This is a genomic window from Lysinibacillus antri, from assembly GCF_003977595.1.
In the GTDB taxonomy this organism is placed as follows: domain Bacteria; phylum Bacillota; class Bacilli; order Bacillales_A; family Planococcaceae; genus Ureibacillus; species Ureibacillus antri.
In genome coordinates, this window is the sequence record NZ_RYYR01000019.1 from 60,317 (window position 1) to 74,748 (window position 14,432).

The window sequence follows — 14,432 nt, forward strand, 5'->3', positions numbered from 1 at the left end:
GATTCGTCGATAGAAAAAGTTTCCAAAAGGCTGATTCCTACCTACTTTCAAACACTAGCCCTTCTGCTACTAGTGCAGAAGGGCTAGAAATGCATTTTTAGGTGTACGTTCACTTTCACAAGTCGGGCAAGTTGGACAATCACTACTTTTATAGTATTTATGACTGCTATCACATATTCTTAATGTTTTTTGTGATTTCATTTTTTCATTAAAACAAAAAGAAGCGACCTTTTACAATCGCTCCATTTCAATCCCTATTAACTTTGTGCTTGCATGTACACTTCTTCATATGGTTGAACAATGACAAAGCCATCACCTTCAAATCGCATTTGAATGGATTCTCCACTGCCTCGTCCAATGAACGTTTTAAAAGACACATCCGTTTGAAATTCCGGCTGAAGATTGCCTGACCATGCGACCGTAGCATTAGGATCTGTAATCACTGGTTTTCCTGGCGTTACGCGTAATGTAAGTGGTTCATAATGTGAGGTAATCGCTACCATCCCAGTCCCTTCACAACGTACATTAAATAAACCACCCGCCATCATTCCCGCCACTTTTCTCATCAGCTTAATATTGTGTTTGATAGATGGTTCGAATGCTAATAGGTCGTTACCATTAACATAAATCGCTTCGTTTTGTAGATGCAGAATAATGATTTTTTTCCCACTGTCCGCCAAATATAATTTCCCTTGACCATTCGCTTTCATTAAGGAGGCGCCTTCACCTGTCAACGCCTTTTTAAACATTGCCCCAAGTCCATGTTCTAATACACCTTCACGCTCAAACTTAATTTTGCCGTCATAAGCGATCATGGCACCTGCCTTTGACCAAACAAGTCCGTCCAAATTCACTTCTAAAATTCGTGGTGTTTCTAATTCAAAAAAGCCTTGTCCCTTATCCACTTGCTCTGTGTTTTTTATAAATTCCTCAATTGAATATTTATTCATCCAACACACCCCTTTAAAATAGTGAAACAGTAAAGAATGTTCTTTAATACAATATTTTTTTAATACGCTATTATACGTCGAATCCAGTCTTTCACATAAATTTCTTTTTGAATAGCTGCTGAAATAGTTACAGGTAATGAAAGTGTTTGTTACGATATCTATAATGGTTCATTTACTTGTATATCCTCACATATCCTTTACCTAATGTATACGTTTATACTAGTGGGAGGTTTCATAAATAATGGAAATATGGGAGTTTGAAGATTTGTTCGGAATTAATCCTCCAAACAAAAAATGCGCCTCCACTTAATCGTGGAAAACGCATCTTTACTATTCTTCTAATAACGGATCGAAACCCTCGTTATATGGGGGATAAACTTGTGGATGAAGAATGCTCGCAATTTTACTTAAACCCATTAATAACTTGGGCGATGGTCTACAAAATAACGGCTCCTCCAAAATATACAAGTGATTGTTTTGAATGGCCTGCATTTGTTCAGCTTCTGGACGCTTTAGGATGACCTTAGGATTTACTTTTTCTTTCTGCACCCCTACCCAAATGACACAGAACACTTCCGGATTTTTTTGCTTTACTACTTCCCAATCCGTTTTGACACTAGCCTGTGGATGATCTTCAAATACATTTCTTCCCCCAGCAAGCTGACTAATTTCCGTAATCCAATTCGCCGCACCCGGGGTAAAAATCGGTTTTGCCCACCATTCCCAATAAAGGGATGTCGGTTTTTCTATTTGTTTACTAAGGGATTGGTATCGTGCAATGATTCCATTGTATTTCTCATATAACTGTTTTGCCTTGTCCGACGTATTTGTTACTTCTCCAACAAATAATAAACTTTCCCCTACTTCTGTTAATGATTTCGGGTTCGGGACAATAACATGTGGGATATTGCGCTTTTTTAATTCTTCAATATTACGTTCCATCCCTGGTACCGAAAGCGACGCCAATACTAAATCAGGTTGTAATGCTTCTACTTGATCCATATCAATTGCCAAGTCAGAACCCAGTTTCGGTAAACTATGAATTTCTTCCGGCCAATCTGAGTAATTATCTACCCCTACGAGCGAAGACGTTAACCCTAAGTAGCCGACCAATTCCGTATTACTTGGACATATTGAAATTAACCGCATCCAATTCCCCCTCTTGATAATCCGTCATCATTTGATAGATTCGCTCGATTTGAACATGCTCCCGAACGACTTGAGCGAGTAAATCGAACCCTTCTTCTTTTTTGCGCGCAAAAGAGACACGATTTTCGATTGGTTCTAACCCTTTTTTTAGCCGCAACTCATTTAAAATTACTTCACGGAAAGAGTCATTGTGGAAAATCCCATGGAAGTAAGTACCGATAATTTGATGGTTAGACGAAATAAACCCTTCACTTCTATCCGACAAGTGAATCAAATGTTGACATTCCTTTTCAAATAGCGATTCCCCCATATGAATTTCATAACCTGAAACTGGAATCACTTCTTCTCCTACGTAGGCAATTCCTTCTGAACGAACCGTTGTCTTCTCTTGAGTCATTGTCGTTTTCATCGGAATTAAGCCTAGCCCATCCATACTTTGAAGTGCGGATTCAACGCCATATGGATCCGAAATCATTTCACCTAGTATTTGATAACCGCCACATATGCCAAATACCGCTACACCTTGATCTACTAAGTTCAAAATTCGGTTAGCAAGTCCGGTATTTTGTAAAAATTGCATATCTTCAATTGTATTTTTACTACCCGGAATGATTACTAAATCTGGGTCCCCTAATTCATCAACTGATTTCACAAAACGCACATGACAATCTTCTTCCTCAAAGAATGGGTCAATATCAGTAAAGTTCGAAATCATTGGGAGACGGATCACTGCAATATCAAGATCTTTTGTTGAATCCTTTTGTGATGTGTACCTACTTAACACAACTGAATCCTCTGCCTCAATAAATAAATTATCGATATACGGAACGACACCTAAAACGGGCACACCTGTATATTCTTCAAACCATGTGAGTCCAGGCTGTAGTAACGTGACGTCGCCTCTAAATTTATTGATGATGACTCCTACCACTCTTTTTCGGTCTTCTGCTTCAAGTAGCTGCAATGTCCCTACTAAACTCGCAAATACGCCACCTTTTTCAATATCCCCTACTAAAATGACCGGTGCATCCGCAATTTGAGCCACTCGCATATTTACTAGTTCCCGATCATTTAAATTCACTTCTGCGGGACTGCCTGCTCCTTCAATAATAATTCGTTCATAAGAAGAAGCTAGTCGCTCGTAGGATTCACGAATTAACTTTAACCCTTCTTGAAAAAAATCTTGTCGATACTCCCCAGCTTCCATATTTCGAAATGGCTTTCCATGAACAACAATTTGAGAATGGTTTACACCACTTGGCTTAATTAAAATGGGGTTCATATCCGTTGTCGCGTCGATTCTGCAGGCCTCCGCTTGTACACCTTGAGCACGCCCGATTTCCTTACCATCTACTGTGATGTAGGAATTCAACGCCATATTTTGTGATTTAAACGGAGCTGTTTTAAAGCCGTCTTGAACGAAAATACGGCACAATGCTGTAACAAGTGCACTCTTTCCCGCATCTGAATGGGTTCCTTGAATCATTAAAGGCAGACAATTTTTCATATGGATTCACTCCTACTTTTAAAATTCGATTCCTTTTACAGCAGGTACACCTTCATCATAATAATGTTTTTCGACATCTATTACTGAAACAAGATCCGCTACGTCTTTAATTTCTTGCTTTGCATCTCTACCTGTAATGACAAGATGGACATGAGCTGGTTTATTTTGAATTAAATCCGTTACTTCATTAAGTGGTAGCACATCATCAATGGGGAATGTACTAATCGCTAATGCATTATTTAATTCATCTAAAACAACAAGGTCATATTCTCCACTCATCACTGCTTCTTTTACGATTGGCCAAGCCTTTCGTAACGCTTCTCGATGTTCTTCTGGTGTTTTTGTCCATGTAAAACCAATTCCGAGTTGCACCATTTCAACACCCAATTTCTTGAGGGCAATTTGTTCTCCATATGTACGTTCTGGTGATTTAATAAATTGAAAGATTTTTGCATTCAATCCTCTACCAACTGCGCGTACCACTAATCCTATCGATGACGTTGTTTTCCCTTTGCCATTTCCTGTGTACACTAATGTTAGTCCCTTTTGCTTTTCACCCATGACATACTACCTCCGTCTATTTTCTATACATTTTTCAATCCAACGATCCACCATCTCAGGGCATGAAGCAAAATGAAAATGTGTATATCCTGCAACGAGATTGTGGAGCAAGTACCCTTCTTGTTTCTTACCTCTCATACCAACCGTTTCATATGCATATGGAATTGCTTCTTCTGTTGAATGGAACGTTGAGTAATGAAATTCGTGTCCTTTTGCTTTTGAATCGATGAGGAGATAATTTGCATTTTGCCCACTGATTTCTCTATACCCTAATGCAGCAAGTTTATTCTGCATTTGTACTTTTCCTGGAATAACGCCTACCATGTTAAATTTTTCATGATCGGTAGTTTCAATAGATTGTGTTAAATACATGAACCCACCACATTCAGCTAAAGTTGGGATTCCGTTTTCGATCGCCTTTTTTATCGAATATTTTGATGTTTCATTTTCCGCTAGAATTTCTGCAAATTCTTCAGGGAATCCTCCTCCAATATAGAGCCCATCCGCATCTTCAGGTATAGCCTCGTCAGCTAGTGGAGAGAAGTAAAGGAGTTCTATCCCTCTTGCTTCCATCAACTCTAAGTTTTCTGGATAGTAGAAATTAAAAGCCGTATCCTTTGCTACAGCAATTTTCACGACTGCTTCTTTGTTATTTTCAAAAATAGAGGATTGGTTCTTTGGTAAGGTTTTTGCAACTGAAATGTCCAGTAACCGATCAATATCAATACTTTCTGAAATGAGCGTTCCTAATTTATCAAAGAACGGATCGAGTTCCCCTCTTTCTAAAGAAGGAATCAATCCTAAGTGGCGCTCTGGAATCTCGATATCAAGTTCTCGCTTTAAATAACCAATTACCGGTATGCCACACTCTTTCTCAATCGCTTGTTTAACAAGTTGAAAATGACCCTCACTGCCAACTTTATTCGCAATAACCCCAACGATATTTGGACCTTCCGCAAAACATTGAAACCCTTTCACGATGGCCGCAGCACTTCTAGCCATACTTGCACAATTGACAACGAGCAATACAGGACTTTTGGTGATGACGCTAATTTCTGCAGTACTGCCTTCGTTTGTTTCAGGGTTTTTTCCATCGTAAAAACCCATTACCCCTTCAATGATTGAAATATCAGTCCCTTTACTACCATTTGTAAATACATCCAACACGACATCCTTTGTCAGCATCCAGCTATCTAAATTACGAGATACTCGCTTTGTAACGGATGTATGATAAGACGGATCAATATAGTCCGGACCGCATTTAAAACCTTGCACTGTGAGACCGCGCTTCATTAACGCCGCCATTAAGCCAATCGTCAATGTTGTTTTTCCTACTCCACTTCCTGTACCTGCTATTACTATTCGTCTATCTGTCACTGCTCGGGGCCCCTTCCTAATTAAACAAGTTGTAGATTTTTTTGTACCGCTTCTTTTGTGGCACTATAAACCATATCATGAATCGCTTTTCCAACACGATTTTCTAAGCTAGCCGAAGATTGCACCTCACCATTTTGTGTCAGACCTAGTAAAAGCGAATCCGATGAAGTAGCTATATTCAACTCTTGTAAAGCTTTCATTTTTGCTTCCGTTGCGATCATATAACCATTCACTAAGGCACCGTCAGAAAAATGTGCATCCATGAAAAGCATCATATTCACTTTTCCTTTAGCACCTTTCATTCCAACTTCTGACATGGCCATGATCATCATTTGAATCCCTTCTACTTGACGCTCTACTACAACGATATTTTCTAACCGTTGCGTCGTCATCATGACTGAAGTTTGCTTTGATGGAAGATCCTTTTGTTCGAACCATTGTAATAGCTCTTCATTAGAAGGATTATATGCTGCATGAACTTGACAAAAATGTTGTAGCCACTGGATGCCATCACCTACTATGCCGTTTGAAATGGTGCGTAGCGGTTGTTCAAAATGCACATGCACAAAATCATGTTGTTGTTTGATTTCATAACCATTTACAAAAGAGGGTGACTTGGCTTCTTCAACGAATTTTGGCGTCATAAGTAGTTGTGGCTTCGGTACAGTTGGATGTGATTGGGCGTTCACTTGTACCTGGTAAACGTGTTGTAATTGCTCTTCGTTTCGAAGTAAGTTAACATCGCCTACTTCTAATAGCGATCCATTGTTTAATAAAGCAAAACGATCTGCATAAAGTGAGGCGACGTTCAAATCATGCAGAATAGAGAAAATCGTCAATCCTTTTACATGTTGATGCGTCTTTAAAAGATCCAAAATTTGAAACGTATGTTTAATATCTAAATGGTTGGTCGGTTCATCTAAAAGTAAAATTTCTGGCTCCTGTGCGAGCGCTTTGGCCAACAACACGCGTTGCTTTTCGCCCCCACTAATTGTACGGAATTGTTTTTTTCGAAACTCGCTTACTTTTGTAATTTCCATAACCTCTTCAATCACTTCTAGATCATGTTTTGAAAGATTCTTTAAAATGCCCTTCTGGTGAGGGTACCGTCCAAGACTGACAATCTCTTCAACCGTATAGTCGAACGAAACTTGAACTTCCTGTGTTAAAACTGCTATTTTCTTTGCTTTTTCTAGCTTCGAGAATGATGAAATTTCTTTACCCGCAATGGAGATGCTTCCGCTAATAATCGGAAGTTGACCAGTAATCAGTTTAAAAATAGTTGTTTTCCCACTTCCATTTGGTCCAAGAAGCGCAAAAAATTCACTCTTATTTATTTCTAAATCAATGCCTTTGATGATGGGAGTCTTCGAATAACCGCCAACTAAATTTTGAATATGGATCATCTGTTACTTCCCCTCCCGATTCTTTCTCGAATTAATAAAAACGCAAAGACTGGTGCACCGATTAAAGCTGTTATTACACCAATTGGTAATTCTTTCGGTGCAATTAATACCCTTGCTATCAAATCCGCTGAAATAAGGAATGACCCGCCAATTAACATCGAAAGTGGCAGTACATGGCGGTGATTAGGCCCTACAATGAGACGAACAAGATGAGGTATAACTAATCCAACGAAACCAATGGACCCTGAAACCGCTACGGCTGCACCTGTTAATAAAGAAGCACCGATTAACACAAAGGTTTTCCCTCTCTTCACATCTACCCCAATATGATCTGCCGCCTCTTCACCAAGTGCTAGGGCGTTTAATTCCCGGTAATGATAAAACAGTATAAATGCCCCCACAATCATGAACGGAATGATAAGCTGAACATAATCCCATCCGCGCATACCGACACTTCCATATAACCAATAAATGATTTGTGTCATGGCATCTTTATCACCTAACGAAATAATGAGGGAAACAAGAGCACCAATAAATGAACTAATAATAATACCGGCTAAAATAATCGTTTCAACGGCTAAACTTCGACTACTCAAACGAACAAGACCAAAGACAACAAGTAACGTAAGTAGTCCACTAATAATTGAAACAATTGGAAGTGTAAACGTTCCTAATCCAATAATAGAAAACTGGAAAAATAATACGATAACTGCACCTAACGAAGCACCTGAAGAAACACCAATTGTATAAGGATCTGCCAATGGATTTCGTAATAACCCTTGGAATGCAGCACCAGCTAAAGAAAGTGACGCACCCACACAAAAGGCAAGCACCACTCGTGGTAAGCGGATATTCCAAATAATCATTTCTTCATTCTTTTGTACTTCTTCAAGCCAGCCAATATGAAATACTTTTTCTGAAATAATATGTAATATAGTAGGGATCGGGACTGTTACACTACTTAAAAATAAACCAAGAAGGCTCGTACCTAGTAAGAGCCCTCCACTTAAAATATAAAGCCATATAATTTTATTACTTAAAAGTTTCTGGATAGATAAATTTCGCAAGTGACTCGACTCCTTCGATTAAACGAGGACCTGGTCTAGTAACAGTGTCACTATCAACATCAAATACGTTGCCCTCTTTAATAGCAGGTACTTCAGCCCAACCTTCGCGAGCAAGCACTTCAGCCTTAGGATCTTCTATATAATAGCCGTAAGTAGTAATAATGACATCCGGGTTTAATTGAACGATTTCTTCCTCATTTAATTTCACCCAACCATCGTGCTCTTCTGCGACATTTGTAGCGTTGATTGATTCAAGCATTTCGTGCATAAATGTATTTTTCCCTGTTGTAAAAATATCTGGAGCAGGTGACACTTCCACCCACACTCGTTTTTTCTCTGTAATGGATGCTGCTTTGTCTTTGATGGCTTCAAGACGTTCTTTCATATCCGCAATGATTTTATCTGCTTCATCTGTTGTTCCAGTAGCTTGACCAATCATTGCAATGTTGTCATACGCATCTGCAAAAGATTCTGCACCGCCAATAACTACTACATCAATACCCGCTTCTTCAAATTGTTCTAAAACTTGTGGATGTGTGTTGTAATGATAATCTGTTACAAGCGCCATATCTGGCATCATAGTTAAGACAAGCTCCGCATTAATATCTTGTGCTCCAACTTTTTGAATATCTGCTGTTTCTGCTGGATAATTATCATAATCTGAAACACCAACGATTTTATCCCCTAATCCAAGGGCAAATGCGATTTCCGTATTACTTGCTTGAATGGATACAATTGTTTCTGGCGCCTCTTCAATTGTAACTTCTCTATTTGCATCATCTGTAATTGTTACAGGGAATGATTCATTTGTAGCATTTGACGTTTCTTCTGTTTTTGCATCCGTCGTCGTTTCGTCTTGCGCTTTTTCTTCTTGTGACCCACACCCTACAAGAATCCCCATACTTAATAGTAGGGTACTACAGAAAAGCCCCCATTTTTTCATGATTTCGTTCATTTTATTTTGCCTCCTCTTTTTTTAAAACAAAAAAACGCTTCTCCTCGAATGGAAAGCGTTTCGTTAAAGGCAGTTTTATGTAAATCGTCTAGTAGACTTTATTATGCAAAAAATTGTTTGCACCTGCGCTTTAAACATTCCTTTCCTCGAGGAAGTTTAAACAACATAATAGGCAGGTCTCCTGACTTACGAATCATTAGTCGGTTATTCCTTCCCATGTTTAAAACACAGTGGATACTTATAACCTTCCTACTCGCTTACAGTGGCGGGACCGTGTTGGACTTGCACCAACTTCCCTCTTAGTCTTAAAAGAATTGTTAAAATCTGTTAAGAAACCTATTTGTCTCGTATTAAATTTTTGTTCTAAAGGCAATTATAGTTGAATGCCTATCCAATGTAAACATTAGATACCTAGTTCAATAGAGTCGCTTTATAAAAGGACGTTGCAATTTAGAGCAAAGTCCTTTGAAAAGTTAGAATATTAACGCTTTAATAATTTGAAAATTTGTTCACTGGCGATGTGCATTGGCTTAGCATTTTGGTGAGATACAACGAGTGCATAAGCACTTTCAATTAACGCTTGGATGGCAACAGCTAAATTTTGTGCCTCTTCCTCAGTGTAACCAGAATCTTTTATTTTTTGAGCGAATATAGCAATCCAGCTATCATATACTTCTTCACATGTTTTACGAAGTTGTGCATTGGAGTCAGAAACCTCTCTCGCAATAGCGACTAATGAGAAAATATCCGTCGTTTCCTTTTGTTGCTCCATCTCAATTGCCTTATTCTTGAGATGGGCAGAAATAGCAGTTGCTGCATCAGGCTCTTTTTCTAATGCTTGTTTGATTCGTTGTTTAATAATTTATCCTGTTCGTAAAATGGTTTCTTGGGCTAACTGTTCTTTCCTATTTTCAAAATAATAATAGACCGATCCACACGGTGTACTACTTTCTTTTGAGATTTGATTTAACGTCGTTGCATGATAGCCCTTGCCTACGAAATAATCTTGAAGCAGCGATAAGGATTTTTTCTCTTGTATTGACTTCCATGTTCTCACTCTCTCTTCGTGCTATTAAAACTATTTTAACAAGATTATTTCCATCAGTTCAAGCTAAGTAAAAAGTGTGAGTGTTCGAGATTTCTACTCTGAGTATTAGATTTTCATACCAACATTTTGTTTATACGATAGCTTCATTCTTATCAGCAATAGCAGAATTACTTTTAATTTAGTAGCGATTAATATTCTCTCTTTTGAAAATCCCAAAATAAAGAATGATAAAGCCCACTACTTCTAGGAATACAAATCCATAAATCATAATCGTCATGCCAATAAATCCATCCCCTTCATTCATACCAAAGAGAATGCCTAGCGTCCAGGCTAGTGACGGCGCAATGAAGACAATTATTGCAGTTCCCCAAATGATGAATTTCTTCTTTAGATGTTGATTGCGACTTAAGGAAATTGCCAAAACAATGGCTAAAACTAAGATGCATAGAGCTAGTAACATTTTGGAAACTCCTTTTCTTTGTGACATGATTCCCTTTGAACCCTACATGAATTAACTGTTGTCGTCAAACTTTTGCGAAATCCCAACTCATTATCACTTTGAATAAAACCTACTGTTAAGGGGATTCTTTACGTATAGAAATAATACACGCTGGAGGAACCGTTATGCAGGATAAAACAACCTTATTCAACATGTATTCAATGCTCAATTCCATGCAAGGTCAGTTAAACCAATGTAAAACATACTTAGAGAGTATTATGGATGAAAAGGGCTATGATTACAGCACAATTCTTGAGGATTATGACGTCGTTGTTTATGATGACAGACCTTTTCTTGATGAAAGACCTTCATAAGTTTACAAGCAGCTTGTTTTAGTCCAAGCTGCTTGTTGCTTTTAACCGATATTCCCTCGGTTGACTGTACGTATTCTATTTCGATCATTGCGATTTCTAATCACTTGCTTTAAGTAGCGGCTTTCTTCAAGTAATTGCGTCACAAATTCATAAGTACCATAGTTTGCTTTTATATCAAGAATTTCGTTACTTGTATGTTCATAATTGTAGCCCGCTGATAGATTAATACTATTGATACCTTGTTCCGCCCAGATACGTGTGTCACTACTTCCACCTGCCACAATGTTCCAACGATTTCGATGGACATGATGACCAATACGTTTAACATTTCTAGCAAACTCATCTGTACAGAATGAAATATAGCCCCCACAAGACGTCACAATATCGCCAATCCCTCTTCTATCCACTACAAAAGCCATATCTACACCCCATAAGAAAGACTTTGCCAGTTGTCTTGCCCCAACTAAACCAATTTCTTCTTCTACCGTAAAGGCAAACTTCATCGTACCACGGAAAGTGCTATTTTGAAGAGTTTGTGCAACAGCTAGAATGACACAAACGCCTGCGCGATCATCCGCTCCTAATATTCCCTCGCTTGCCGTCCAAATATGGTTGTCTTTTAAAATCGTGCGGTCAGGCGCAAAATTATCGACCGTATCCAAATGAGCATTTAATAATACAGTTGGGCCATTCCCTTTCTTTACTTGTGCCAAAACATTTCCATAATGATCAACTTCCAAGTAATCCACATATGGTGTTAATTGCTTAATTACAAATGTGCGAATGTTATCTTCTTCTCCACTTGGACCATTAATCGAAAGTAACTGCTCTAACAATGTGAAATACTCAAACTGTTTCATTAACGGATTATTTTGATTGAAAATACCCTCGGCGTCTTCAACCGTTAATCCTGCCAATTGACTTGCAAGCTGAGGTAGTTCATAACGGCTTTCCGTGAATGTAATATGCGTTCGATTTAAATGACATGGTGCGTTAAATCGATCTAATAGGATAGCTGCCTTCTTTGCTGCATGTGAATTCACAAAATAAATATGCGCTCTGTTTCGGTCATGACCATCACAACTACCTGTAGTGGCACACCCTAATCGATTCAATTGCATGACTAGCCCACGGATGTAAATGTCCACTGTATGTAGCTCAAGTTGATCAAAAGGATAAAGCATTTCACCTGTGGATTCGAAAAATTCCTCTAACACTCCGATGAAGGTTGATTCTTCCATTTCATCTGTAAATGACAGTCCCTTTAGTTGATCCAGTACTTGATGGAAATGCAGGATGTTTTGTTCATTCGGATCACTAAGGCGAATCCCTAAATCACTTTCCTCCATTAGAAACCCAAAATGCGTCATTAATTCTTTCACTGTAAACTTTGTCATTGTACCCGCTCCTTTTCTTATGTTGTTCCTTTTGTGGAACTTTGTAATGTAAGTATAAGAAATGGCTGGGACAATGATTGTCTCGACTTGAATTGAGTTATTGCAAGGCATTACATAAAGTGAAACTTCAATCCGTGGGGGTTTTCTTCATCCCCCACGGATTGTTAGTTGAACTAATCGGGCGCATGCCAGCAGTTGATCTCCCACCTATCCTTTTTGTTTTACTTAAGTCTTGAGGTGGGAGTCTTGTACCTGTCGCTAAAGCTTTCGGTACAGATAAATTACTGCCCGTTAATGCGGGATAAAAAATGAAGGTGCTTTTTTCCTTCCCCTTTAATCACTTATTCAAATTGATCAAATATATCTTCATAAAATTGGCTTTGTCGTAATACAACAATATAGTTCGTTGTAGCAAGTTCAAAGCATTGTGGGGAAAGATTATAGAATGTACCTTGAGGAATAGTAAATACCTTCTCATTTTCATCTTCTTCTGATAATTTTGCTAGTTCATTTATTCGTGAAACATACCGACGATGTGTAGCCCACGTTTTAGTAGACTCATACTCAAATCGTAAATCATCATACGTCACAATACCTTTTTTAAAGATTGTTTCCAATTGAAAAAGCAGCAATGCCGCCAAATCTGCTGGTACATTACGCTTTTCATATTGTCCAACTTTGATAAAGGTTTCTTTTTCTACAAAACTAATTAGAATCGTATTTCCATGAAGTCCTGCTTTATATTGTAAATATTCTTCCAATGAAAGAATTCGCTTTTTACCATTTTGGTAAGCCGTATAATGTTCAGAAGCATTTTCTAGCATCATCAGCACTTCATAGATATCGCGACCTTCTACTTTTAAATTGTAATCCATTGAAGCTTCTTCAATATTTAACTCTTCTACTTTTTCGAGACTCCCCTTGATTAACTTTCCTGCACAATAGCCAATAAACATATGAGCCTTCAATAGTTGTGCCTTTTCTAACGGGAAGGTGCACCTGACTTTATCATGCACCTTTATTGCCTCTTCAAAATGTTTTATAGCCTGTGAATACTCCTTATAATCCATTAGAAACATTCCAAAACGATAGCGAACTTCCGCATTCTTTTTATCTTTCTTTAGGATTTTTACAAAACGATTCCTAAGCTCTCGTTTTTTCTTTTCAAGATAACGTTCCCCTGTTTTATCTAGTCGATCTTGGTAACGATTCCTTTTCCGTGCTAAGGCCGCTTTTTGCTGACGCAGTTGTTCCATCGTAGATTCTGCATTTTGAAACGGATTATATTGATCCCCCATCGACTTCACCTACCTATTCATATTATTTTAATTTAACGTTCTCATCACAAAAAAGTAAACAGTAGATGATCAATACTTGGAAATTCGTTAATATTAAAGTATCAATTGAAATTAGGTGAAAAATAATGAAAAAACAAGTACATGTTGTAGGAGCAATTATTGAAAACGAAAACAAAGAAATCTTTTGTGCATTACGAGGGTCGGACATGTCACTAGCCAACTACTGGGAATTTCCTGGTGGAAAAATCGAATCAGGCGAAACCCCTGAAAAAGCATTAGTTCGAGAAATTAAGGAAGAGTTCAATTGTGTTATTGAAGTGGATAAAAAAGTAGAAGACACTACTTATGAATATGAAGAAGTGGTTGTGCGTTTAGAAACTTATAAAGCAACATTAGTACAAGGACAACCGGTTGCGTTAGAACATGCAGAAGTTAGATGGGTTCCGAGAGAAGAAATTGAGAAACTTAATTTTGCACCCGCGGATATACCCGCAGTGAAGAAAATATCTAGAAATCAGTAAACTTCGATTGATTTATAAAAAAACACCACTGAAACTCAGTGGTGTTTTTGATTGCCTAGCAACGTCCTACTCTCACAGGGGGAAGCCCCCAACTACCATCGGCGCTAAAGAGCTTAACTTCCGTGTTCGGTATGGGAACGGGTGTGACCTCTTTGCCATCATCACTAGACTTGTACATGGATGTACTGACTTCGCCGTTGCAACATGGATGTTGCGCTTTTAGGCGAAGAACCTTTATTTACTTGAGAGTTCGTTCTCTCAAAACTGGATAAAGACATTGATTGCGTATTCAAGATTTGGTTAAGTCCTCGATCGATTAGTATTCGTCAGCTCCATGTGTCACCACACTTCCACCTCGAACCTATCTACCTCATCGTCTTTGA

The 14,432-nt window shown here is 38.3% G+C and carries 15 protein-coding genes, 2 rRNA genes, 1 pseudogene and 1 riboswitch; of the genes and pseudogenes, 2 read left to right on the forward strand and 16 right to left on the reverse strand.

Annotated features, from left to right (window positions below):
* Window positions 1-75 precede the first annotated feature (75 nt).
* From EK386_RS20840 to EK386_RS13755, 12 genes and pseudogenes are all read right to left on the reverse strand, one after another.
* Window positions 76-201, reverse strand: a pseudogene (locus EK386_RS20840) (helix-hairpin-helix domain-containing protein); the annotation flags it as partial.
* A 56-nt stretch (window positions 202-257) separates the two neighbouring features.
* Entirely contained in the window at window positions 258-950 is a 693-nt protein-coding gene (locus tag EK386_RS13710; RefSeq protein ID WP_126659741.1) for an AIM24 family protein, read from the reverse strand.
* A gap of 330 nt (window positions 951-1,280) precedes the next feature.
* Window positions 1,281-2,099, reverse strand: a complete 819-nt coding sequence (locus EK386_RS13715) for a cobalamin-binding protein (protein ID WP_126659742.1) — start codon at window positions 2,097-2,099, stop codon at window positions 1,281-1,283.
* On the reverse strand, window positions 2,071-3,606 hold the full coding sequence (locus EK386_RS13720) for a cobyric acid synthase (protein ID WP_126659743.1): 1,536 nt from the start codon (window positions 3,604-3,606) through the stop codon (window positions 2,071-2,073). The genes EK386_RS13715 and EK386_RS13720 overlap by 29 nt, the downstream gene beginning before the upstream one ends.
* 18 nt (window positions 3,607-3,624) lie before the next feature.
* Window positions 3,625-4,167 carry a cob(I)yrinic acid a,c-diamide adenosyltransferase gene (locus tag EK386_RS13725; protein WP_126659744.1) on the reverse strand — a complete coding sequence of 181 codons (543 nt, stop codon included), beginning with the start codon at window positions 4,165-4,167 and terminating at the stop codon, window positions 3,625-3,627.
* Between the two features lie 6 nt (window positions 4,168-4,173).
* Window positions 4,174-5,544 (reverse strand): cobyrinic acid a,c-diamide synthase CobB, encoded by a 1,371-nt coding sequence (locus tag EK386_RS13730; protein WP_126659745.1) that lies wholly within the window; start codon window positions 5,542-5,544, stop codon window positions 4,174-4,176.
* 20 nt (window positions 5,545-5,564) lie between these two features.
* Window positions 5,565-6,950, reverse strand: coding sequence for an ABC transporter ATP-binding protein (locus tag EK386_RS13735; RefSeq protein ID WP_126659746.1), 1,386 nt, complete (start codon window positions 6,948-6,950; stop codon window positions 5,565-5,567).
* Window positions 6,947-8,017: a FecCD family ABC transporter permease gene (locus EK386_RS13740; RefSeq protein WP_126659747.1), complete on the reverse strand. Its 1,071-nt coding sequence runs from the start codon at window positions 8,015-8,017 to the stop codon at window positions 6,947-6,949. Before EK386_RS13740 ends, EK386_RS13735 begins: the two co-directional genes overlap by 4 nt.
* A complete protein-coding gene (locus EK386_RS13745; RefSeq protein ID WP_500683797.1) occupies window positions 7,983-8,960 on the reverse strand; it encodes an ABC transporter substrate-binding protein in 978 nt (325 codons plus the stop codon). The genes EK386_RS13740 and EK386_RS13745 overlap by 35 nt, the downstream gene beginning before the upstream one ends.
* A 166-nt stretch (window positions 8,961-9,126) precedes the next feature.
* A riboswitch (cobalamin riboswitch) is annotated at window positions 9,127-9,327 on the reverse strand.
* A gap of 126 nt (window positions 9,328-9,453) precedes the next feature.
* Window positions 9,454-9,744 (reverse strand): LmrA/YxaF family transcription factor, encoded by a 291-nt coding sequence (locus EK386_RS20490; protein ID WP_246027673.1) that lies wholly within the window; start codon window positions 9,742-9,744, stop codon window positions 9,454-9,456.
* Between the two features lie 90 nt (window positions 9,745-9,834).
* Complete coding sequence (locus EK386_RS20495; protein WP_246027674.1) at window positions 9,835-10,029, reverse strand: helix-turn-helix domain-containing protein; 195 nt, start codon at window positions 10,027-10,029, stop codon at window positions 9,835-9,837.
* Between the two features lie 169 nt (window positions 10,030-10,198).
* A complete protein-coding gene (locus EK386_RS13755) occupies window positions 10,199-10,480 on the reverse strand; it encodes a hypothetical protein (RefSeq protein ID WP_126659749.1) in 282 nt (93 codons plus the stop codon).
* 164 nt (window positions 10,481-10,644) lie between these two features.
* On the opposite strand from EK386_RS13755, the gene EK386_RS13760 reads away from it, so the two are divergent.
* Entirely contained in the window at window positions 10,645-10,833 is a 189-nt protein-coding gene (locus tag EK386_RS13760; RefSeq protein WP_126659750.1) for a hypothetical protein, read from the forward strand.
* 41 nt (window positions 10,834-10,874) lie between these two features.
* Here the strand turns inward: EK386_RS13760 and EK386_RS13765 are convergent, their stop codons facing one another.
* Complete coding sequence (locus tag EK386_RS13765) at window positions 10,875-12,230, reverse strand: M20/M25/M40 family metallo-hydrolase (protein ID WP_158674428.1); 1,356 nt, start codon at window positions 12,228-12,230, stop codon at window positions 10,875-10,877.
* A 341-nt stretch (window positions 12,231-12,571) separates the two neighbouring features.
* On the reverse strand, window positions 12,572-13,528 hold the full coding sequence (locus EK386_RS13770) for a hypothetical protein (RefSeq protein WP_126659752.1): 957 nt from the start codon (window positions 13,526-13,528) through the stop codon (window positions 12,572-12,574).
* A gap of 125 nt (window positions 13,529-13,653) precedes the next feature.
* Between EK386_RS13770 and mutT the strand changes: the two genes are divergently transcribed.
* Window positions 13,654-14,049 (forward strand): 8-oxo-dGTP diphosphatase MutT, encoded by a 396-nt coding sequence (mutT, locus tag EK386_RS13775; RefSeq protein ID WP_126659753.1) that lies wholly within the window; start codon window positions 13,654-13,656, stop codon window positions 14,047-14,049.
* 53 nt (window positions 14,050-14,102) lie between these two features.
* Here mutT and rrf read toward each other — a convergent pair.
* Both rrf and EK386_RS13785 read right to left on the reverse strand, forming a co-directional pair.
* Window positions 14,103-14,218, reverse strand: a 5S ribosomal RNA gene (gene rrf, locus EK386_RS13780).
* A gap of 127 nt (window positions 14,219-14,345) precedes the next feature.
* Window positions 14,346-14,432: ribosomal RNA gene (locus tag EK386_RS13785) — 23S ribosomal RNA — on the reverse strand; the annotation flags it as partial.

Excerpts from the sequence above, each read along its gene's own strand:
- EK386_RS13710 (WP_126659741.1), bottom strand. The coding sequence starts at position 950 with ATGAATAAATATTCAATTGAGGAATTTATAAAAAACACAGAGCAAGTG.
- EK386_RS13715 (WP_126659742.1), bottom strand. The coding sequence starts at position 2,099 with ATGCGGTTAATTTCAATATGTCCAAGTAATACGGAATTGGTCGGCTAC.
- EK386_RS13720 (WP_126659743.1), bottom strand. The coding sequence starts at position 3,606 with ATGAAAAATTGTCTGCCTTTAATGATTCAAGGAACCCATTCAGATGCG.
- EK386_RS13725 (WP_126659744.1), bottom strand. The coding sequence starts at position 4,167 with ATGGGTGAAAAGCAAAAGGGACTAACATTAGTGTACACAGGAAATGGC.
- EK386_RS13735 (WP_126659746.1), bottom strand. The coding sequence starts at position 6,950 with ATGATCCATATTCAAAATTTAGTTGGCGGTTATTCGAAGACTCCCATC.
- EK386_RS13745 (WP_500683797.1), bottom strand. The coding sequence starts at position 8,960 with ATGAAAAAATGGGGGCTTTTCTGTAGTACCCTACTATTAAGTATGGGG.
- EK386_RS20490 (WP_246027673.1), bottom strand. The coding sequence starts at position 9,744 with ATGGAGCAACAAAAGGAAACGACGGATATTTTCTCATTAGTCGCTATT.
- EK386_RS13755 (WP_126659749.1), bottom strand. The coding sequence starts at position 10,480 with ATGTTACTAGCTCTATGCATCTTAGTTTTAGCCATTGTTTTGGCAATT.
- EK386_RS13760 (WP_126659750.1), top strand. The coding sequence starts at position 10,645 with ATGCAGGATAAAACAACCTTATTCAACATGTATTCAATGCTCAATTCC.
- EK386_RS13765 (WP_158674428.1), bottom strand. The coding sequence starts at position 12,230 with ATGACAAAGTTTACAGTGAAAGAATTAATGACGCATTTTGGGTTTCTA.
- EK386_RS13770 (WP_126659752.1), bottom strand. The coding sequence starts at position 13,528 with ATGGGGGATCAATATAATCCGTTTCAAAATGCAGAATCTACGATGGAA.
- mutT (WP_126659753.1), top strand. The coding sequence starts at position 13,654 with ATGAAAAAACAAGTACATGTTGTAGGAGCAATTATTGAAAACGAAAAC.